19 protein-coding genes and 1 riboswitch are annotated in these 21,469 nt (G+C 43.1%); all 19 genes read right to left on the bottom strand.

The window, feature by feature from the left end:
- Positions 1 to 18: 18 nt before the first annotated feature.
- Positions 19 to 1,104 carry a threonine-phosphate decarboxylase CobD gene (cobD, locus tag ACYQ1I_RS13985; protein WP_459766361.1) on the bottom strand — a complete coding sequence of 362 codons (1,086 nt, stop codon included), beginning with the start codon at positions 1,102 to 1,104 and terminating at the stop codon, positions 19 to 21.
- Positions 1,101 to 2,051: an adenosylcobinamide-phosphate synthase CbiB gene (gene cbiB / locus ACYQ1I_RS13980; protein WP_459766359.1), complete on the bottom strand. Its 951-nt coding sequence runs from the start codon at positions 2,049 to 2,051 to the stop codon at positions 1,101 to 1,103. Before cbiB ends, cobD begins: the two co-directional genes overlap by 4 nt.
- A complete protein-coding gene (locus tag ACYQ1I_RS13975) occupies positions 2,048 to 3,583 on the bottom strand; it encodes a cobyric acid synthase (protein WP_459766357.1) in 1,536 nt (511 codons plus the stop codon). Before ACYQ1I_RS13975 ends, cbiB begins: the two co-directional genes overlap by 4 nt.
- Positions 3,573 to 4,838: a heme ABC transporter ATP-binding protein gene (locus ACYQ1I_RS13970; RefSeq protein WP_459766355.1), complete on the bottom strand. Its 1,266-nt coding sequence runs from the start codon at positions 4,836 to 4,838 to the stop codon at positions 3,573 to 3,575. Before ACYQ1I_RS13970 ends, ACYQ1I_RS13975 begins: the two co-directional genes overlap by 11 nt.
- A gap of 27 nt (positions 4,839 to 4,865) precedes the next feature.
- Complete coding sequence (locus ACYQ1I_RS13965; RefSeq protein ID WP_459766353.1) at positions 4,866 to 5,906, bottom strand: FecCD family ABC transporter permease; 1,041 nt, start codon at positions 5,904 to 5,906, stop codon at positions 4,866 to 4,868.
- Between the two features lie 45 nt (positions 5,907 to 5,951).
- Positions 5,952 to 6,926, bottom strand: coding sequence for an ABC transporter substrate-binding protein (locus ACYQ1I_RS13960; protein ID WP_459766351.1), 975 nt, complete (start codon positions 6,924 to 6,926; stop codon positions 5,952 to 5,954).
- A 13-nt stretch (positions 6,927 to 6,939) separates the two neighbouring features.
- On the bottom strand, positions 6,940 to 7,545 hold the full coding sequence (locus ACYQ1I_RS13955; RefSeq protein WP_459766349.1) for a histidine phosphatase family protein: 606 nt from the start codon (positions 7,543 to 7,545) through the stop codon (positions 6,940 to 6,942).
- A 10-nt stretch (positions 7,546 to 7,555) separates the two neighbouring features.
- A complete protein-coding gene (gene cobS, locus ACYQ1I_RS13950) occupies positions 7,556 to 8,284 on the bottom strand; it encodes an adenosylcobinamide-GDP ribazoletransferase (RefSeq protein WP_459766347.1) in 729 nt (242 codons plus the stop codon).
- Complete coding sequence (locus tag ACYQ1I_RS13945; RefSeq protein ID WP_459766345.1) at positions 8,284 to 8,826, bottom strand: cob(I)yrinic acid a,c-diamide adenosyltransferase; 543 nt, start codon at positions 8,824 to 8,826, stop codon at positions 8,284 to 8,286. Before ACYQ1I_RS13945 ends, cobS begins: the two co-directional genes overlap by 1 nt.
- 12 nt (positions 8,827 to 8,838) lie before the next feature.
- Positions 8,839 to 9,396, bottom strand: coding sequence for a bifunctional adenosylcobinamide kinase/adenosylcobinamide-phosphate guanylyltransferase (gene cobU, locus ACYQ1I_RS13940; RefSeq protein WP_459766343.1), 558 nt, complete (start codon positions 9,394 to 9,396; stop codon positions 8,839 to 8,841).
- A 99-nt stretch (positions 9,397 to 9,495) separates the two neighbouring features.
- Positions 9,496 to 9,676: riboswitch (cobalamin riboswitch) on the bottom strand.
- 36 nt (positions 9,677 to 9,712) lie between these two features.
- Entirely contained in the window at positions 9,713 to 11,005 is a 1,293-nt protein-coding gene (locus ACYQ1I_RS13935; RefSeq protein ID WP_459766341.1) for a lipase family alpha/beta hydrolase, read from the bottom strand.
- 174 nt (positions 11,006 to 11,179) lie between these two features.
- Entirely contained in the window at positions 11,180 to 11,707 is a 528-nt protein-coding gene (locus ACYQ1I_RS13930) for a methylated-DNA--[protein]-cysteine S-methyltransferase (protein WP_459766339.1), read from the bottom strand.
- Entirely contained in the window at positions 11,679 to 12,371 is a 693-nt protein-coding gene (locus ACYQ1I_RS13925; protein WP_459766337.1) for a DUF2225 domain-containing protein, read from the bottom strand. The genes ACYQ1I_RS13930 and ACYQ1I_RS13925 overlap by 29 nt, the downstream gene beginning before the upstream one ends.
- Positions 12,372 to 12,539: 168 nt before the next feature.
- Positions 12,540 to 13,970 carry a VanW family protein gene (locus ACYQ1I_RS13920; RefSeq protein WP_459766335.1) on the bottom strand — a complete coding sequence of 477 codons (1,431 nt, stop codon included), beginning with the start codon at positions 13,968 to 13,970 and terminating at the stop codon, positions 12,540 to 12,542.
- 120 nt (positions 13,971 to 14,090) lie between these two features.
- Positions 14,091 to 16,085 carry a pilus assembly protein PilM gene (gene pilM / locus ACYQ1I_RS13915; protein ID WP_459766333.1) on the bottom strand — a complete coding sequence of 665 codons (1,995 nt, stop codon included), beginning with the start codon at positions 16,083 to 16,085 and terminating at the stop codon, positions 14,091 to 14,093.
- 131 nt (positions 16,086 to 16,216) lie between these two features.
- Positions 16,217 to 16,864: an endonuclease III gene (gene nth, locus ACYQ1I_RS13910; RefSeq protein WP_459766331.1), complete on the bottom strand. Its 648-nt coding sequence runs from the start codon at positions 16,862 to 16,864 to the stop codon at positions 16,217 to 16,219.
- Between the two features lie 19 nt (positions 16,865 to 16,883).
- On the bottom strand, positions 16,884 to 17,186 hold the full coding sequence (locus ACYQ1I_RS13905; RefSeq protein WP_459766329.1) for a DUF503 domain-containing protein: 303 nt from the start codon (positions 17,184 to 17,186) through the stop codon (positions 16,884 to 16,886).
- Between the two features lie 6 nt (positions 17,187 to 17,192).
- Entirely contained in the window at positions 17,193 to 20,270 is a 3,078-nt protein-coding gene (locus ACYQ1I_RS13900; protein ID WP_459766327.1) for an efflux RND transporter permease subunit, read from the bottom strand.
- Positions 20,257 to 21,393, bottom strand: a complete 1,137-nt coding sequence (locus ACYQ1I_RS13895; protein WP_459766325.1) for an efflux RND transporter periplasmic adaptor subunit — start codon at positions 21,391 to 21,393, stop codon at positions 20,257 to 20,259. Before ACYQ1I_RS13895 ends, ACYQ1I_RS13900 begins: the two co-directional genes overlap by 14 nt.
- Between the last annotated feature and the right edge of the window lie 76 nt (positions 21,394 to 21,469).

Below are 21,469 nucleotides of genomic sequence, written 5' to 3'. Positions count from 1 at the left end.
CAAGTGTTTTCTTTTCTATTATACCCCTTTAAGGGCTGCTTCTAAAGCATTAATTAAAATGTTATTCTGGGAGCTGTCTTTTATGGCGATTCTTACAAACTGAGAATTTAAGCCCTTAAAGGTATCGGCCTCCCGAATCAATAGTTTGTATTTTAACATTCTTTCCTTAAGAATTCTCCCATCTATATTTTTATCCAGCAGCTTTAACAATATAAAATTGACGGCAGGCTCATATACCTTAAGGCCTTCTATTCCTTTTAGTACCTTTGTAATACGGCCTTTTTCCTGCTGAAGCCACTGATAGGTTTTCAGCTCATAATTGGCTTCTCTGGCTAACACCCTGCCAAAGGCCCCTGCAAAATAATTAAGGCTCCAGGGGATTTTTATTTCCTCCAATCTTGCCTTAATCAATTGACTGCTGGTGGAGCCAAAGCCCAGCCTTAGACCCGGTACGCTGTAAAACTTTGTAAAGGAACGGGTAACCAGCAGGTTTGGAAACTCACTACATAGTGGCAGCATGCTAATAGAGTAATGGGGATCAAGGAAATCCATAAAGGCTTCATCAATCATTAAATAGATTTTTCTTTCGTAGCAGGCCTTTAGCAGCTTAATGAGATCTTCCCGTGGAAGGTAGGTACCGGTGGGATTGTTTGGATTACATAGCACTACCATTTCGACGGAAGAATCAAGGGCTCCAATGACCCCTTCCACATTTAGTCTAAAGTCTTTCTCCTCTGGCAGAAAATAATCAATTATTTTGGACCCCACAGCCCTTAAAGCCCTTTCATATTCAATAAAGGTAGGCTGCAATACCAATGCAGCAGCAGGTCTGACACATCGAATAAAATCAAAAATCACCTGGGCTCCCCCATTGCCCAGGTAAATATTTTCTACGCTTAAAGTATATTTTTGACTGATGGCATCCTTCAACTCAGAATAATGGATATCTGGATAAGTTGTCAAATGAGGGATTCCCTCCTGAATCATCTCTTTTAGGGTCTGGGGAATCCCTAGGGGATTTATATTGGCACTAAAATCAATTATTTCAGATTCAGTTAAATTATATTGTTGTGCAATTTCATATATATTGCCGCCATGCTTCATACAAAAAACCTCCCTAACCATTGAATAAAAGCAAAAAATATGACTGCCATCAGGGCTGTAGCATATAGCAGCCGTATCATTTTAAAAATATGGTTTCTAGACAGAACCTCTGTGCCTGTACCAATTATAGGCTTGACAACCGCTTGATTAAAGTAGTAGTTAGTGCCCCCCAATTGAATGGAAAGGGCGCCGGCGGCGGCGGCCTCCGGATACCCCGCATTGGGGCTATTATGCTTTCTGCCGTCCCTGAGGGCAGATTTCAGGGCTTCCATCGGCTTAAGGCCCAAAGGAATTGACGCCAAGGCGATCAAGACAGCAGTCAGCCTGGCAGGAATATAGTTTACCACATCGTCTAGTCGGGCAGCAGCCCTGCCAAAATATAAATATTGTTCGTTGCGATAGCCCACCATGGAATCAAGGGTGTTGATGGCTTTATAGGCCATGGCCATGGGCACTCCCCCTATGAAAAGGTAAAACAGAGGTGCAATTACTCCGTCTGAAATATTTTCCGCAATGGTTTCAAGGGTTCCCCTGACAATTTCCTTTTCATCCAGATTGGCCGTATCTCGGCTGACCAGATAGGAAAGCTCCCTTCGGGCCTTTTCTAAATCATTTTCCCTGAGGGCCTTCAATACCTTATTACTTTCTTGATGAAGGCTTTTCGTGGCTAAGACCGTATAGGCCAATATGACAGCAGCTGCTTTTCCTACCCAGGAATGGATAAAGGTTGCAGACCAAATCACACCCCTGGCAGCAAAAAAAGTAAGACTGACTACAATAAAGGTCATGACGGCACCCAGCAGTAATTTCACCCTGGGGGACTGGCGACGGTTTAATATTTTATCCAGGTGGGCAATCAGCCAGCCGATCCATCTTACAGGATGGGGAAAGCCCTGGGGGTCCCCCAGCAGCAGATCTAAAAGGAATGCTCCAAAAATCAACTTCATTCCTGCTCCTCCATTAATTGATAGATTTTCTCCATATTCACATGTCTTCTGAATATTTCAGCCAACTTTTCGTATTCCTGCTCCTTATAGGCCTCTAATGAGATTTGTTTCTGTACCTTAGCCGTAAGCCCCTTTTTCTGAAGTAGATATGTAATTAATTGCCCTGTAAACTCAGCCTCATCAAAAATACCATGAAGATATGTACCAAATACTTGCTGATTTTCATCGACTGCTCCCTCCTGATAATGAACAGGCCTTCCCAGGCTTTCCGTAATGGTTATAAAAGGTCTGGCGCCCTTACCTAAAGTAGTTCGGCCCATATGGATTTCATAGCCCTTTACAGAAATCGGTTGGCTTGCCTGACAGAAGGGGAGCCCCTGGGCTTCGATTTTTCCATTTACCTGGGTCGTTACCTTTTCAGGCTCAAAAATGGTTTCAATATCTAATAGACCCAGCCCATTGATTTTTTCAGTGCTTCCCTCCACTCCCAAGGGGTCATAAAGGGTTTTTCCTAACATTTGAAAGCCCCCACAAATTCCAAAAATTAGCTTACCTTCCCTGGAAGCCTTTAATATCTCTTGATCAAGACCACTCTTTCTCAAATAGGTTAAATCTGCAATCGTACTTTTGGAGCCTGGTAATATAATGATATCAGGATCAGCAAAGCCTTCTCCTTCCTTCACATACCGAAGGCTTACTTCTGGGTAGGCATCAAAAATATGAAAATCAGTAAAGTTTGAGATGTGGGGCAGGCGTACCACTTCTATTTTAACTTGACCTTCATGTCTGGTACCTCTGTTGAAGCGTTCTGTAACGCTGTCTTCATCCTCTAAATTAATGTGACTATAGGGAATAACCCCTAGAACCGGTATATCGATTAGCTCCTCCAGCATTTTTAAACCTGGCTCCAGTATTTTAATATCCCCTCTAAACTTATTGATGATTACTCCCTTAATACGTTTTCGCTGGGCCTCGGGCAGTAGCATAACGGTTCCATAAATCGAGGCAAAAACCCCTCCCCGGTCTATGTCCCCCACTAATATTACAGGGCAATCGGCTATTTCTGCCATACCCATATTGACTAGATCATGCTCCTGCAAATTAATCTCTGCCGGGCTGCCTGCCCCTTCAATGACGACAATATCATATTCTTGGCTAAATTCGTTGAATATATCCCCTACCCTTTCCTTTAGCTGGGGCTTTAATTTTTGGTAGTCGGCCGCCTTCATATGTTCCATGGCCTTACCCATAATGATTACCTGGGCTGCCTGGTCAGTGGAGGGCTTTAATAAAATGGGATTCATGGCGATTCTGGGTTTTATTTTGGCCGCCTCTGCCTGCATTACCTGGGCTCGACCCATCTCAAGCCCTTCCTCTGTAATAAAGGAATTTAAAGCCATGTTTTGAGATTTAAAGGGGGCAACTCTGTATCCATCCTGATACAATACTCTGCACAGGGCCGCAACTAGAAGACTCTTTCCCACCGAAGAAGCGGTTCCCTGGATCATGATGCTTTTTCCATTACCTGTCATTGATGATCAGCTCCTTTATGAGGGCTTCCATGGTGAGACATGATTTAAGCCCCATTTTTCTTAATTCTGCAAGTTTACTGTCTCCCTGACCCTGGGTATAATCGTATAGCTCCTTCTGATGATACTGATCCAAAAGATAAGCCCTTTTCCCCTGCTTCAACTGATCCTCCACAAGGGTTAAATTTTTTATATTACCCCAGCCAAGGGGAATACTGGTCATGACAATGACATCTTGGGCCTGGGCCAGGATCGCTGCCTGCTTCAAGGATTCCTGACTGATTTGAGAAAAGGGGGCCTCTGCCGCCATTTCAAGCCTTAGCTGTACGCCCAATTCCCAGTCACTGTCACCTTGATTAATGACCCCCATGGTAATATGGCTGCAATACTTCATTAAAACAGGCAGCAGCTCCCTTCCGCTGCCCCCTCCGCAAACCAGATGAACGCTGGGGCCCCTTTGGGAAAAATCCTTAGATTTAACACCTAAAGGGTAGATCATTAGCCTGTTGGTATAGGGATTTTTTTCAATCATCATCTCCATATTGTAGGCCAGCTGTAGGTTTTCAACGGTTAATACGGTCTCGGTCTTGCCCATGGTTATTTTTTGACCCCTATGAAGCAGCAATATTTGCTGACTATAGCGGGCCGCCAGATTTAGATCGTGCAGCACCGCAATAATGGTTACACCCTGCTCCTCATTAAGCTCCTTTAAAAGCTCCAGCACCTCAAGCTGATGATGTATATCTAAAGAGGCTGTGGGCTCGTCTAGTAAAATTACCTGGGGCTCCTGGGCAAGGGCCCTGGCCAAAATAACCCGCTGCCCTTCTCCCCCACTTAGCTCATTAACCCTTCGATCCCGAAGATGCCATGTATTGGTTCTTTCCATGGCCCCTCTAACAACCCGATGATCCTGTTGGGTTTCCCGCCTAAATCGGCTTTGGTGGGGATACCGGCCCATCAGTACAATCTCGTAGACACGAAAATCATAATCAATACCAGTATCCTGGGGCACCACAGCCATATCCTTTGATAGTGCTTTTTTCCCATAGCTCTTTAAATTTTCACCATTTAAATAAATTGTACCTTCTCTGGGGGAAATATTGGCTGCTAAAAGCTTTAGCAGGGTTGATTTTCCCGAACCATTGGGCCCAATGATTGTGACAAATTCCCCCTGATTAATTGATAGACTGAGGGAATCAATCACCGTTTTTTCATTATACTGGAAGGTAATTCCTTCAATGTCAATCGATTTACCCATCCTTTGGCCTCCTGTACTGAAATTTCTTTATATAACTTGCCTTTTGCTTTTTCTAAGCAAATGAATAAAAAAAGGTGCGCCCAAAAGGGCCGTTATAATTCCTACCGGAATTTCTGTTGGTGCAATGAGGGTTCGGGCAGCAGTATCGGCCAACATTAAAAAACTACCTCCTAGGATGCCGCTGACCGGCAACAATACCCGATGATCTGGCCCTATTAAAATTCTAACGATATGAGGAACGATTAAACCTATAAAGCCGATGATTCCGCTGACTGAGACGGCAAAGGCAGTCACCAGGGCACTTAAAACCAAAATAATTACCTTCACTCGTTCCACTTCTACTCCTGTATTTTCTGCAGTTTCTTCACCTAACAGCATAATATTCAAATCCTGTGAAAAAACATAGATTAAAATACTCCCCAAAAGGATAGGCCCGGCGGCCATTCGCACATGATTCCAGCCTCTGGATGAAAAGCTGCCCAGGGTCCAATAAACGATATTAGCCACATCCTTTGAAAAAATCACCATTAAAAAGGACATAAGGGCAGTAAACAGCTGACCAATGGCAATACCGGCCAGCAATAAGGTATTGACAGGTACCCTTCCTCTAATTCGGGCCATTTGGTAGACAATTACCGTAGCCATTAAAGACCCCACAAAGGCGAAAACAGATACCATTCCCATTCCCAAAACACTGTGATTTAGCTTCAGGATGATGGCAATGGCCGCCCCCAAGGCTGCCCCAGAGGAGGTACCTACAATAAAGGGATCTGCCATGGGGTTTTTCATAATCCCCTGCATGGCAGCTCCTACCACCGACAATCCATAACCCACCAAAAAGGCTAAAAAAATCCTGGGAAGTCGTATATTCCAAATAATCGCCTGCTGGGCCCCAGAAATATCAGATGTGTCAATGTAGTTTCTAATTACAGGCAGCTTACTTCCAATTACCTTAATGATATTTTGAAGTGTAATGTTGGCTGCCCCTACAATGGTTGATATTAAAATAATCACCACCGGCAGCACCAAAAGCAGTATTAGTATTTTTCCTTTATGCTTCTTTTCCATTGCTTGGCCCTCCATAGAAGAATCCCGCCTATTACAGGCGGGTAACTATTCAAATGCCTCCGGATGTATGGCCCTGGCAATTAATTCAAGTGCATCAATAATTCTTGTTCCCGGCCTGGAAACAATATTAGGCTCCAATAAATGTATTTCATTGTTTTGAATGGCTGTTATTTCCCCATAGCCTGGCCTGGACTTAATTTGATTAATAAGCTGGGTTTTTTCTTCCTCTGATAAATTCATTGCCTCCTCCATATGGGCGGGAGCCAGAAAAATTTCAGGATCTCTTTCCACCAAGGTCTCTGTACTAAACTGTGGATAGGCCCCTGATCCATCGGCAGCAATATTCTCTCCCCCTGCTAATTGGATCAGCTCATCAATAAAGGAGCCTGTACCGGCAGTCATCAAGGGTTCATCCCATACTTGATAAAAGACCCGTTTAACGGGCTGCCCCTTGACTTTCTCTAAAATATTGTCCCTTCGAGCTGTCATGGTATCAATCAATTCCTGAGCCATTTCTGACGTATTGGTCAGCTTGCCTGTGTCCTCGATCAATGAAAAAATTTCTTCAATTGATTCAGGCATATATTTAACTACAGTAATTCCGGCAGCCTCCATTTGGGCAACTGCCTCTAAGTCTCCCTCTCCATAGACAAAGACCAGATCGGGCTCCAATTCTATTACCCTTTCAATATTGATACCCCATGAGCTGCCTACCTTTTCCTTTGTCAGCGCCTCCGCTGGATAATCGCAGCTATCTGAAACAGCCACCAGCTTATGCTGTATTCCTAGGGCATAAATAATTTCTGTTTGACTGGGTGCAATGGAAATAATCCGCTCCGGCAGCCTGTCTATGGTAACTTCGCTACCCAGTCCATCAACGACAGTGGCTGAAAAATCATCATTATATTCATCTTCAATGGAAGGGCCTTGAACAGTAGGACCTTGACTTTGACAGCCCCCTAAAAATACGACTAAAAGAACTAGTCCAAGGATTACATAATTCATTTTATTCTTCTTCAACGTGATTCCTCCCTTAACAGTTGTATAATTGGTTTAACTTTGATAATATACAGAAATCTTCTTGAAATTCCAGCAGCGTAATACTGCAATGGTCTATTTTAAAGTGCCAGTGTTTATGAATATCACCGGTAATGTAATGGGCCACAATTGAACGAATGACTCCGGCATGGGTAACCAACACCAAATTTTTATTTTTCGATGACTGAATTAATTCATCGGCGGCTTTGATCACTCTATGGTGCATTTCGTAAAGGCTTTCTCCCTGGGGAAATTGAAAATGAACTGCATCCTCTATAAGGGCATTATATTCATCGGGGAACACCGCCTCCATATGCTGCATGGTTTTTCCCTCTAAAGCGCCAAAATTGATTTCCCGAAGGCCATTGATGGCTACCGATTCCAGACCTCTGCCACCTTGAATTATTTGTGCCGTCTCTTCCGTCCTTTTTAAGCCGCTGTGATAAATACTATGGATTTCAACAGAGGTCAAGGCCTTGGCGGCATCCTGGGCCTGCTTTCGCCCTTTTTCATTCAAAGGAGGATCAGCCCAACCACATAATCGTTTGTGAAGATTATGGTCAGTTTCACCATGGCGAATTAAATAAAGGCTTGTTGACACCATCTCACCCCTATCTCAATTGAATTAGTAAAAATAACAGATACAATACCTCAGACAGCTCGCAAAGGGCCCCCAGGGTATCCCCCGTCATGCCTCCAATAACCTGTGCTGCATGGAATTTATAGAGACTTGAAAAGCCATATAGTATGCCGATGAAAATCAGACTTCTGGGATAATAGAAGGTCATTAAGGTTCCCATGGCCACCACCAGGAGCAGCATGGGGTTGGAGACCTTTCCGATAAATGCATTACCTAATCCACTTTTTCTTCCATAGACTGCACCATGGCACCCGAAGGCCAGGGCCAGTCTTCCCATGATGGGCATATGAACAAGGGCTATCATCAAGTCTGACCCCTTAAGCAATATCAAGGCCGCAGCCTTAAGGATCAGCACCATCACAATGGCCAGTAATCCATTGGTACCCAGCCTGCTGTCCTTCATAATATCCAAAATCTGCTCCCGGGGGCGATTGCTGTAAAAACCGTCGAAGGTATCACCCAGACCATCTAAATGAAGGCCACCGGTCAAGACGATATAAAGGCTTAGGGTTAACAATATCCCAAGGGCCGATGGAAAGAGGTATGAAAACACGCTGTAGGCCAACAGATTGATCGCTCCCAGCAGCAGGCCCACCCAGGGAAAAAAAATAATTCCCCGATGAAAGGATTCATCTAAAGGAAGGTCCTTGACAATGGTGATTCGGGTCAAAAATTGCAAAATCCCAATGAAACGGCCCATCAGCTTTCAATTCCCTTCCTGGCGTAAATGCCCTGTTGAAAGGGGTGCTTAATCAGCTTCATCTCGGTTACATAATCAGCCCTTTCCACCAGCTCTGGGGGCGCATTTCGGCCTGTTAGAATTAATTCTACATGATGAGGCTTCGACTCAATCAAGTCTAAAATGACATCAACAGTAAGGATTTTATGATTAAGTACAGCCATAATTTCATCTAATATGATTAAATTATAGTGCTCTTCCTTCAAATGGCCTTCTATGATCTTCATTCCCTCCATAATTCCCTGCTGAACCTGTTTTTTTTCTATCTCGTTCATCTGAAAATAAAATTTGTTTGCCTTAATAAAGCGAATGATATCAAAATTAGGTATTTTTTCAATACTGTATAGCTCACCTGTATCATCACCCTTAAGAAATTGAGCCATTAATACCCGAAAGCCCGATCCCGAGGTTCTGATCCCCTGCCCCAGGGCAGCAGTCGTTTTTCCCTTTCCATCGCCGGTGTAAATATGAATTAAGCCCTTTTCCAATTTTTTTGTAAGCATATATTTCACTCCTCATTTTATTTTTAATGGGAGACCACAAACCGTTAAATAAACCTCATGGGCCTGGGAAGCCAGGTATTGATTTACTCTGCCTGCTATATCCCGAAAGGCCCTGGCCATAGGGTAGCCCGGTACGATGCCGAAGCCCACCTCGTTGGTAACCAGCACGACAGTGGCATCAGTATTTTTTGTATATTCAACAACCCTTACAAATTGATCCATTATTTTTCCTTCTATTTCATTGATCCTTAAGGGCTTTACCTTATCCCAATGGGGTTCATAATCCATCATTAGGTTTGTAATCATAATGGTCACACAATCCAATATGATTCCCTTCATGCAGGTTCCACTGAGGGCCAGCGCCCGATCCAATTCCCTATAGGCCTCCAGCGTTTGCCACCCCTGGGGACGGCTGGCTTGATGTTTTTTGATTCGATCCTGCATTTCCTGATCGAAGGCCTTGGCTGTGGCAACATAGAGTACCTTGTCCCCCAGCTCCCTTAAGAGACCTTCTGCAAAGGTACTTTTGCCGCTCCTGGCTCCTCCCGTTACCAAAATTAAATTTCCCATAACAATTTCCTCTTTCCTATAAATTAGAAAACCCTTACCTAAACACGACAGAGGTAAGGGCTTTTAATCAAAACCATGAAACATGCCTTCCCTCCGAAGGTAGTTTATTGCTGCGTGGCAGGTCTCCTGGCTTGTAACTCATCCTACAGGCAGCACCCTTCCCGGTTTCCCAGTGGTTTATGGCTGCCTTAGTCATTACTTACAGTAGCGGGGGCTGCAGTGGAATTTCACCACTTTCCCTATTAAGCTATTGTTTGCACCAACACAAGATATTAAATTCAAGTTAATCATACCAGAAACAACTATTTTTATCAATCTATTTTTCCGCCTCTAAATAGAAGCTGGCAAAGGGTCTATGGCCTAACCCTGATGCTTCGCCGGTATATTCTTTTTCTACCTCTCGTCCCAATACCAAAAGATTAATAGTTTGAATCTTGCTCCCTTGTATATATAAGTTATATTCACCGTAGGGAACGTTGCGAATGGCAATCCAATGGAAATCTCCCTCGTGCTCCTGAATCATATGGTCATAGCTGCTCTTGATTCCATCGGTATCATAGACTAATATGGTTTGCTGTCCTCTGGTCAGGGTAAACTCAATCGGTCCATTAAAAAGCAGGTGCAGGGTTTCTTCTTCCTCATGATAACTGTCAACCACTTGAACCCCATAGCCCTGAGAAATTGGGTTCAGGGCTTCCATCAGAATGCCATGATGGCTGCCGGGCAGTACATTGCCTATTCCTTTATCCAATGATGCACTGGCAACCGTCACTACACCGTCTCCCTGGCCGGTTTTTAAAATTCCTGTAATCATCTCTTTTCCATAATTAAGTAACTGTTGTGGGTCGACCACCAGCTGTTCGTTGGTTTCCTTTCCTTCTCCGCAATAGCAATAAAGCTCCTCTACCCGCTCCTTTAATATAGGCAATTGACTGTTAAGGTGGTCTAACAGTGGATTTTGATATCTCATATAACTTCTGGGTACCAGCACCCATTGATCAGGTGCTGATTCATAGGTTAAGATTGGCCCATAACCATTGGAGGGAATAAGCTGTCCCAGGGCCGGGAAATTTCTATGCAGCTCGGATAAATGACTTTCTCCCATAGGGATTTTTAGAATTTTTCTAAGTATCCAAAGATACCCCCGATAGATGATTTGGAATATTGATCTTTTTTTCACTGGTACCATTCTGCCGGTAGACCATAGATAATAGGCATCCAGGGCTCCCAGATTAGGCGTGCCAATTAGAATCAGCTTGTGTACTTCATTTTGATACAGCGATCCCTGAATAAAGGCTCTTGCCACCAATCCCCCCATGCTATGGGTAATGATATCAATCGATTGATCGGGATGTTTTTTCTTAGCCTCATTAATCATAGGAATAAGGTAAGTGGGTACAATTTCTTCTATTCTCCTGCGCCAATCATAATGGCATATATGAAGATTTTGTCCCCTGCGATAGCCTAAATTTTCCAATCCCCTTATAAAGGGATCATAAATTAATCGGGCCATACCAAAGCCCCACTTTTTTTGCCCCTTCAGCATATCTCCCCCAAAGGAGCCCATTAAACCAGGAATAAAAATAATTGGATTTTTTAAATGCTTCAAAATATCCACTCCTATCTTTTCTGCCATCCATTTCTACTAATTTATGCCTGTTTTTAATGAAAAGGAACACAAAAAAGTGGCTAGAAGATAACCACCTTTGAATTGATACATATCCAGTTCCCTTAAAGGGCCAGCAGAATTTTAAGAAGAGGAGCCCGCTAGGCTATTGTACTTTTAGACTGTAACCCCTTCTAAAGAAAGGAGCTTTTTTTTGATATGAAGCCCACCACCATAACCAACGAGGCTTCCGTTTGAACCAATGACCCGATGGCAGGGGATAATGATTGGGATTTTATTTTTGTTGTTTGCCATTCCCACAGCCCGAACTGCCTTTGGACGGTTAATTTTTACTGCAATGTCTTTATAGGTTACGGTTTTTCCATAGGGAATTTCTGTTAAAGCCTGCCACACCTGCTTTTGAAAGGGCGTACCAATCACGTCAAGGGGTAGGTCAAAGACCTTTAAGGCTCCATTAAAATATTCCCTTAGGGCTGCCTCGTAGGGAAGATTTTTTTCCGGGCTAAATATGTACTGGGCCCCGGGAAAAAGCCTGTCAAGCTCAGCTAGTCCTTTAACTTCATCGTTATGAAAGTCCACCAACGCCAATCCCCGATGGGTTGAGGCAAGGAAAAGCTCCAGTCCTGCAACCTGTATTTGACTGTAGTATATACAATCAGGCTTCTGTAATTCTCTTTTCTCCATCATATTGCTCCTTCGCCACCCTCCACTGTTCTCTGGTTTTCAATTGTAGCTGTCGATTATGCTTAATCATGGGATGATCTAATACCTTGCTATACCAAATAATTGCCTCTTTGAACCTTCCAAAATATCGATTTAACTCTCCCACCAGGTAAGCAACGGTCATTTCATCCACCGATGTTCCTTCTAAATGTTCATTTTGATAAGATGCTTCAAAATGATGCAGGGCATGCTTTAAAAATTCTTCTTCCTTCACACTGTTATATCCCCTATACAACCAGGCCAGCTTTATACACAGGTTTCCTAAATAGCTCTGGGGCCGCTTCGTAACCTGTGCCACCAAGATGGCCATTTTAAAACATGCTTCTGCCTCCTCATAGGTTCTGATACCGCCATAATCCCGAGATTTCCACTTATAGCGAATCTGATCATCAAAATCATGTTTTTGGTTGGGTGTAATTTCTTCAAAGCTGCTTTCAGTGCCGCTGTAGCCACAATGGGGGCAGACAAACACCTGGTAATACAAGGGGTTTATTTCTTTATAAACTACATTTAAATCATCCTGTTTTTCCTGAATTTTGAGTTTTCTAATTCTAACCTTTTTAGAAGTAAAATCTCGTTTACATACGGGACAGTTAATCGTTTTGTCATATAATAATTCTTCCATTGGTATCCTCCAGCCATTCGATATATTGCTGTTATTATTATATCAAAATATGGTTTGAAATACCATGGCAAGATCCCTTTCTGTCGATAAAACAAGAATAGAGGATCAAAATATGATCCTCTGGTCCTATAAACCTTTAGGGAAATCAATTCTATATAGTTTTTGAAGTTAAAGCTCCGGCCCCTCCGGAGACACATTAACTTCCTCTCCATTTACGGGTTCAGGGGCCTCAACTTGGGAACGGGGTTTAGTCCCCTGAAGGGTAATTCCATTAACAGGAATATAATAATCCTTTGAAATCAGTTCCCGTTTAACCTCTTTTCCATTACTGGTATATATTTTATAGGTATGAACACGGTATCCTCTTTTAGGTTCCCTTTCTACTTTTTTTTCATCTACAAAAAGGGTATCGTCGGTTTTTATCTCGATCTTAGGCTCAATGGTTTCTACTACCTCTGAATAGAGCTTAATGCTTGTATCCTGGGTTTTTCTTCCATAAATATTAACAGTTACCCGATTTCCCTGAACAGAGCTTTCCAAATAAATCGGATAGGGCATATCATTTATAAATTCAAAATCAATATAGCCGTAGGCCACTGTAGCATCGTGTCCTAAGGGCACATAGGCCACAGGCAAAGAATGGTTCTTTCGATTAATAATTTCTAAATCAGCCCTTACCACTGCATTATATAGGGTAGAGGATACTTGACAGATACCGCCGCCAATTCCTGGGATTAACTGACCATTGATAATTACCGGAGCCTCCTGGTATCCCTCTGCAACCCCCCGGGGGCCGGTTTGTTCATTGAAGGAAAAGGCCTCGCCAGGCATAAGCAACGTACCATCTATGCTTTTAGAGGCAATGGTAATATTCGTGCTTCTTCCCTTTACTCCTGCATCAAAGGTGGTAGAAAAACTACCAATAATCTCCTTCAAATCCTTTAGGCTTTCGGCAGTAATTCGGGGAGCAATATTTTTTACAGGCAGCTCAATGGGAGTGCCTTGATAATTTTCTATCTGTTCCTTAATTCTGTACATAAGCTCCTCGGCGTCCAGCACTACCCCGGGAATTCCTTCTGTTATTTCAAAGCTCCCTGATCGTCGTATAGCCTTGGCATTCACCGGCTCTTGGAAAATTTCGCTGTTGATCTCCTCTAAAACCAGTTCAACCTTTTCTATATCATATTCAGCTGCCAGGGGAATCATCTTTGAATACTTTCTAAGGCCATAAATTTCTGAAAGCCTGGCCAGGGGATTACCCTCTCGGCCCACTCGATAGGCCTCCTCTAAAGCAGCTTCGTAATCGTAGCGATACCCCAGGAGGCGATAGGGATAATGCCAGCTTTCCCCTTCATAGATAATCGTGATTTGCTGGTTTTCAAGTTCATTGTCAAATACTTTTTGTAGCTTCATCAGTGCTTCTTCCTTCGATAGATTGCTTATATCCACCGACTCCACATAAATATTTCGATAAAAGCCCTTTTCATTCAAAACAAACATTCCCAGTGTTAAGAAAGCAATCAATACAGTAGCCAATATCATTGCTGTCAGCCACAGGAACCATTTTTTATTGTTTTTCTTAGGTATACTCGGTTCCATGTTATCACTCCTCGGTGCAATCTAAAGTACAGCTACACTACACTTAATACAATTTTATTGGGATTTTAATAAAATATTCTTTTAAATAACAAGTTATGATTTCAATACCTTAATTTATTCTTAATCCCAGCGTATTTCAATCTCATCCCCCTCTTGAATTGGATCTGTATAATTTGCAGGCGACCCATTGTGGTTTAAAACCAGCTTTCCCCTGACCCGCTGTCGATCAAATTCAATATAATTAAAAATATCTACAAAAATTAAGTTCTCTTTCTCTTTCGTTAATTCAAGCACCAGCTCTTCACCGTTATATTTTATTTTTATTTTCTTGCAATTGGCTTCCTCTGGTACTTCATTGATCTGTGGTGTGTCCTCTGAATTAACTATTTCTATTAGGTCATTTTGTTCTATGGTGGTAAAATAATCTGCCGGTTCACCATTCACCCGCACAGCTTTATGCGATAAATCAAGCTTTAAATAATCGGCCAGCTCTCCCAGGGTGGCTATTTTTTTAAATCGAATAATATCCCCGTCCTTTAGACGAGGGTTTCCTGTTACGGGTTCCCCATTTAGGCTGATATCGTAAAATTGGTTAACTTTCCTATTGTTTACATTCAATCGCCCCTCTAAGTCCATTAGCTTATTAAAGGTATAGTCAGCATCGGTACCCATTTGAGCCGGTTTGATAATGATATTATCACCATGCTTAATGGGGCTTTCGAGGCTGGAGGCAAGCTGATTGACATAGATTTCTGCCGGCTGCCCATAGGCGCCATAATAGATTTTCTTTTCTTGATTGATTACAATGGTCAGTGGCTTTCCCCTTTTGGGAATTAGATCACGGGGGTTGTAGCCTATTAAAACAAGGGCATCACTGACCTTTAGCTCCTTTGACTGAAACAGCCTTAGCTCCCTGCCATTCACATTAATGTCAATGAAATCCTGGGCTTTATTTTTTAAAGCCTTTGCCAAGATCCCTACAGGGGTGATGCCCTCGGGGCCCAGCACCTTCAGATTATTATGCTGGAGGTTTTGAATAATTTCAGTTCCCCTGACCACCACCCGTTCCTCAGGCATTTCCAGTAGGGCCGCCAACTGCTTAGGTAAACAGGGAATTTGACTTCCCCCGCCAATCAAAAATATGGCACTGGGTGCCTTGGAATTTTGCTTAAGAAGATTCTCGGCAATATTTTGGGCTACCAAATCGATGGCTGGCTGAATTTCCTTTAAAATTTCCTCGGTTGTCAACTCATGGGTCAGCCCCAATATATCTGTAAATTGATGGGTTGGCCTTGAACATAGCTGACATTTAAGGGATTCCGCCGTATCAAAATCTAATAAATAGCTTTTGGCCAGGGCCTCTGTAATCTCATCACCGGCAGTAGATGTCATACCATAGGCGACAACTGTGCCATCCTTTGTAATGGCTATATCCGAAGTGCCCGCTCCAATATCTACCAAAGCAATATTTAATAATCTGACATTTTGCGGAACTGCCACCTCTAAGGCCGCAATGGGCTCTAGGGTCATATAGCTTACCTCGAGGCCAATTTTTGCCATAACGGTATTTAAGCTGTCTACAACCCCATGGGGTAAAAAGGTGGCTAAAATATCAAGCTTCAATTGATTGCCCCGATGACCGACAGGATTTGTGATCAGGCCATCATTAATATAATAATTGACAACGGTATGGCCAACACAAAAGTATTGATTCTTCTCTAGGGCTTGCTCTTCCAAAGCCCTTTGGGCTTTTTGCAGACCTTCTATTTCAACGCTGTTTACCAGGTGTTTATCAATCAGCTTATTGGGATCAATTTCCCTTTCTATTTCAATTCGATGGGTTTGAAGGGCTCGTCCCGCAGCAGCAATGGCCACCTCCTTAATCGTAACCTGTGCCTGTTCTTCCAGCTCTTCCTTTATTTTTTTCGCAATAGAGGCTACCTCTTCAATATCATGGATTTGCCCGTCAAACATAGCTCGGCTTTGGTGAAATTGAATGGTACTGTGCTTAACGACAATTTTTCCATCCTGATAAGCCCCCAACAGGCCTATTACACTTCTTGTACCAATATCCAGAGCAAAAACAAGTCCATTGTCATGGTAGTGATTTTTCATAGAATCGGCTTCCTTTCTAAATCATGCTGTTATCCTTATTTCTTCACCGATCCTCATTTTCCCTTCTATCACCTGAAAGAAATCTGTCGATCTAGCAAGATCAATCAGGATATAGGTCGATAGACTTAGAATTAAAGCTGATTTAGATAAAATAAACAATGGTCGGTTAACGGGCATTGATCACATTGCGGCTTTCTGGCCTTGCAAATTCTTCTACCATGGAAAATTAACCAATGGTGAGCATCAGACCACTGGCCTTTAGGAATATTCTTCATCAGCTGCTGCTCTGTTAGATCTACATTATCGGCCGATGCCAGGCCAATACGGTTAGATACCCTAAAGACGTGGGTATCTACCGCAATGGCATCTTCACCAAATGCATTACTTAAAACCACATTGGCAGTCTTTCTGCCGACTCCCGGAAGCCCCATCAATGCTTCACGATCATTTGGCACCTGGCCTTGATAATCATCGACTAATATTTTACAGGTAGCCAATATATTTTTGCTTTTATTTTTGTAGAAGCCACAGCTTTTGATCCACCTGCCCAGCTCCTCCTCTGTAAGCCCAAGATAGTCTTCTGGCTCCGGAAACTCTTTAAAGAGCTCCTTTGTCACTTGATTAACTCTTTTATCGGTGCATTGAGCCGCTAAAATTGTTGCTATCAACAGCTGAAAGGAATTCTTAAAATCCAACTCACTTTCGGCGTTGGGGTATAGATCCTTCAATATAGCCAGCACTTCTTTAATTTGTCCTTTGGTTAGCTTCTTTCTTTTCATTTGTACCCCCTTATTTTATCTACAATATTTCCACATCCCAATTGGAAATCTCAAATCGGCCATCCCGTTCCATAAAATGAATGACATTGTTCAAAATTTCGTCTGCATGCCTGCGACTGTTGCTGACACAGGAAAAACCGATTTCGGCAATCTGCCATTTATCCATTTCTCCCACTTCAGCTATCGAGACATTAAATCTAGCCTTTACCCTTTCAATTACACTTTTTACAATGTGTCGCTTCTCCTTTAATGAAGCAACACCAAATAAGTGCATTCTGATCGTACAGATGCCAACCTGCATTTCCCCCACCTCTTCTGTCATAATGAATTATGCACTATTTTTTTTCACCATCAAATCATCAAATATCGAATAGATTACTGGTATTACTACCAGGGTTAGAAAGGTGGCAGAAATTAACCCTCCAATCACAACCGTAGCCATGGGTGCCTGAGCCTCTGCTCCTTCTCCGATACCCAGGGCCAGGGGCAATAGCCCCAAAACTGTGGTAGAGGTCGTCATTAAAATCGGCCTAAGCCTGGTATTTCCTGCTGTCATAATGGCCTCTTCCCTTTCAAATCCCCTTTCCCGTAGTACAAGAATGTAATCAATCAATACGATACCATTGTTTACTACAATGCCTGCCAATACCACTGCTCCAATTAAACCTGGTACACTTAAGGGCCTTGATGTAAGCAGAAGGGCAATGGCTCCCCCGGCAAAGGCCAGGGGTACTGAAAGCATAATGGTAAAGGGATGAATTAAAGATTGAAATTGTGATGCTAATATCATATATACCAATAATATAGCTAATATAACCACTAAAATCAAGCTGTTAAATGCTTCCTCCAACAGCTCCTGCTGTCCACGGAAGGCATAGCTATAGCCAGCAGGAAAATCATAATCAGATAGCTTATTTTGAATTTCCTGTACAACTGTATTTAAATCTCGATTTAGAATTGCTGCACTGACGCTAATGGCTCGAGCCTGGTCGCTGTGTCTAATGGTGCTGGGAGCAGTTCCCCGCTGAATTGAGACTACATGCTCTAAGGGTACCCCTACACCCAGGGGGGTAATCAGTGGAATCTGCATAAAGCTTCCCAGACCCTCTCTGAAATACGCTGGTCCCTTTACGACTACATCTAATTCTGTTTCTGCTAATTTCAGGCGGGTAGCTGTTGTACCCTGAACCAGGCTTCTTATGATAGAAGCAATCTGACCTCCTTGTAGTCCGTACCGGGCTGCCGCCTGTCGGTCAATGACCAGCTCATATTGCGGTGGTCCCTCAATATAGTTTGTGGCCACCTCCCGGGTACCGGCTATACCTTGAACGATATTGACAATATCCTCTGATATTTTCTTGAGGGTATCCAGATCATCCCCCCGGACTTCTACCTCTACAGCGTCTCCCCCGAAGCCCATGGACAAAACTGAGGAATTAGCAGTAACAGTTATTTCAGCCCCTGGAATTTTAGCCAGAACTCCTCTAATTTCGTCCATCACCTCTCCCGTGGATTTTTTCCGTTGATTTTGAGGAACCAGCTCGCCATCAATGGTTCCTCGATTACGCTGGGTACTGGCCGACATCATGCTGCTTCCCCCTGTACCGACGGTACTAAAAAGAGACTCAACCTCTTTTTGCTGCCTCAGCATTACTTCGATTTCCTGAACCAGTGCTTTAGTTTGTTCAAGGGTAGCTCCATGGGGCAGCCGCACATCTACTGTAAAGGTTCCTTCATCAAATTCTGGAAAATATTCGGCCCCCACCCTGAAAAGGGCCCCCACCGAAGCCAATAAAAAGATAGCAGAAAAGGCCAAAACCCAGCCTCGATGTTTTAATCCTTTGGCTAATATTATTTTATACCCTCGAAAGATTTTTGACATGATACGATCAAAAAATCTAAAAAAGATATGCTCCTTTTTGACCCCATCCTCAGGAGGCTGTTTTAATAATCTGGCTGAAAGCATAGGTACTAAAGTAATGGAAACCAACAACGAAGCCAGCAAAGCATAGGTAACGGTCAAGGCCAATTCTCTAAAGATTTGGGCAGTCATTCCCTGTACAAAGACAATTGGCAAAAAAACCGCAACAGATGTTAAGGTTGAGGCCCCTATGGCCGCAGAAACCTCTCTGGTTCCATGAATAGCTGCATCAACTATATTGCTCCCCGTTTCTCGATATCGGTATATATTTTCCAGAACAACAATGCCGTTATCGACCAGCATTCCCACCCCTAAAGCAAAACCCGCCAGGGAAAGAAGGTTGAGGGTAATATCTGAAAAATACATCAGTGCAAAGGTGGCAAAAACCGATATTGGAATGGACAGGGCAATGGTCAGGGTGCTGCGATAATTTCTTAGAAACAAAAATAAAACCACCACCGCTAAAATCCCGCCATAAATAGCTGTTTTCCCTACATTACTGATGGAATTTTTTATGTAGACAGACTGGTCTGCCATCGACCGAATTGTAATACCATCCAGTTCCTCCTGAAGCCTTTTCAGCTCTTGATTAATTGAGTCGGCCACCTTAACAGTATTGGCCACTGATTGTTTTTGAATGGTAAGCCTGACACTGGGCTTTCCGTCCATTTTGGTTATTTCCTGGGCACCGGCCAGTACCCTATTAATTTGGGCCAGGTCTTTAAGGGGAACCACAGCCCCATTTGGAAGCAATAGCGGCAGCCCTTCTAGATCCTCTAGGCTTTGAAATTCCCCTAAAAAACGAGTCAGCCTTTGTTGCTGCCCATCGGTGATTTCCCCCGTGGGTAAATTAATATTTTCCGCCCTTAGCAAGGTCATCAGCTGTTGAAGATTTGTACCCAGTGCTTGAAGCTTTAGGGGGTCTACCACAATATGGATTTCCTCCTTTGCGCCACCGGAAAGACTTACTGAAGCAACCCCTGGAATCCGTTCCAGCCTTGGTTGGATGATATTTTCTGCAATTTCCTGAAGACTGACCAGCTCCTTGTCTCCGCCTATTCCCACATTCATAATAGGCAGTGCATTGGGATCAACCTTTAACACCATGGGGTCTATGGTATCTTCCGGTAAATAGCCCTTAACCAAATCAATTTTTTCTCTGATTTCTAAGGCAGCAAAATCCATATCAGTATTCTGGAAAAACTCTATGGTGATCCTTGAATTCCCTTCGCTGGAGGTGGAGGTAATTCGCTTGACATTATGAACCATGGCCACGGCTGCTTCCAGGGGCTTCGTAATCAAATTTTCCACCTCCTGGGGACCAGCCCCGGGATACTGAGTATTGATCATTGCAACGGGTATGTTCATTTTGGGTAAAAGATCAATGGGCAGCATGAATATGGCTACCATACCCATTAAAAGGATGAAACAAATCAGCATGATAACCGTAATGGGCCTTTTGACTGCCCAGTTAATTATTGTCATGGTCTAATCCCCCAATCATCAAAGCTGCCCCTTCCTCTAAATAGTGTTGCCCCTTTATCACAACCCTTTCACCCTCTTTCAAGCCCTCTAGTATTTCAACCTGTTCACCGCTGTCAATGCCTGTTTTTATACTTTTTTTATGGGCGCTGCCATCCTCTGCCGTAAAAACATAGGCTTCATTGCCCTCTATGATAATTGCCTCCTTGGGAATCACCAGGGCATTGTCTTTTTCCTCAATCGTTAGCCTCGCCTGGGCAAACACCCCTCCTAATAGTTGGTGTCCTTCGTTATCCAGGGTAAATTCCACTAAATACAAATTTGTTCGTTGATCAGGAATTGGATTCACCAGGGAAATTTTTCCCTGAGCCTCTTGACCGTCGGCTGTTACAGTAATTTCTTTTCCAAGGCCTATAGCCTGATACACCTGCGGTGTAACCATCAAATCACCCTTTAGTCTTGAAATATCAGAAATAGTCAGGGCAGGTACTTGATTCATCACTAGCTGGTTCTTTTGAATATTAATTTGAGAAATTACTCCGGCTATGGGAGCATAATATTCCATCTCTGCCAATTGTGCCAGGCTATTGGCATAGATCATCCTGCTCTGCTCCACCTGGGCCTGGGCCATGGCTAAGGTACTGTCCTGGGTCAGGGCAGCCATTTCCTTTTCCATGGTTCCTGTAAAGGGATTTAAATTTCTGGTAATGCTTTTAAAAACACTCACTTCTTCTACCTCTGTAGTAATGGAAGCCTGCTGTTCCTTTTGTCGCTGATATTGGGCCCGGGCCATTTCATAATTCAAACGGGCCTGCTCCACCTGCATTCTAAGGGGATCCTTGTCTAATTCAAAGAGAAGCGCTCCCGCTGAAACGGTATCTCCTAGCTTTACAGGTAAATCTGTCACCTTAAGACCAGGCGTTTTGGCAAATATCATCAGCTCCTCCTGGGGACGCAGTTGGGTACCCAGCGTAATTGTAGCCCTTATGTTTTTCTTTTCTACTGCTGCCACCTCAACGGGCACTGGATTTTCTTCAGCTATTTCCTCCTGCAAATTACAGGCTGACAGGGTGAGTAAGAGCGACAACACTATAAAATATTTAAATAATTTACTTTTTCTTCCCATCAATATACCCCTCCACTTTGATTCTTTACTAAATAAAATTCCCTAAAAGGGGGCAAAAAATAAAAAAGAAATCCTT

The sequence above is a fragment of the Alkaliphilus crotonatoxidans genome (assembly GCF_054658015.1).
This window is presented reverse-complemented; position numbering and strand designations above follow the sequence as displayed.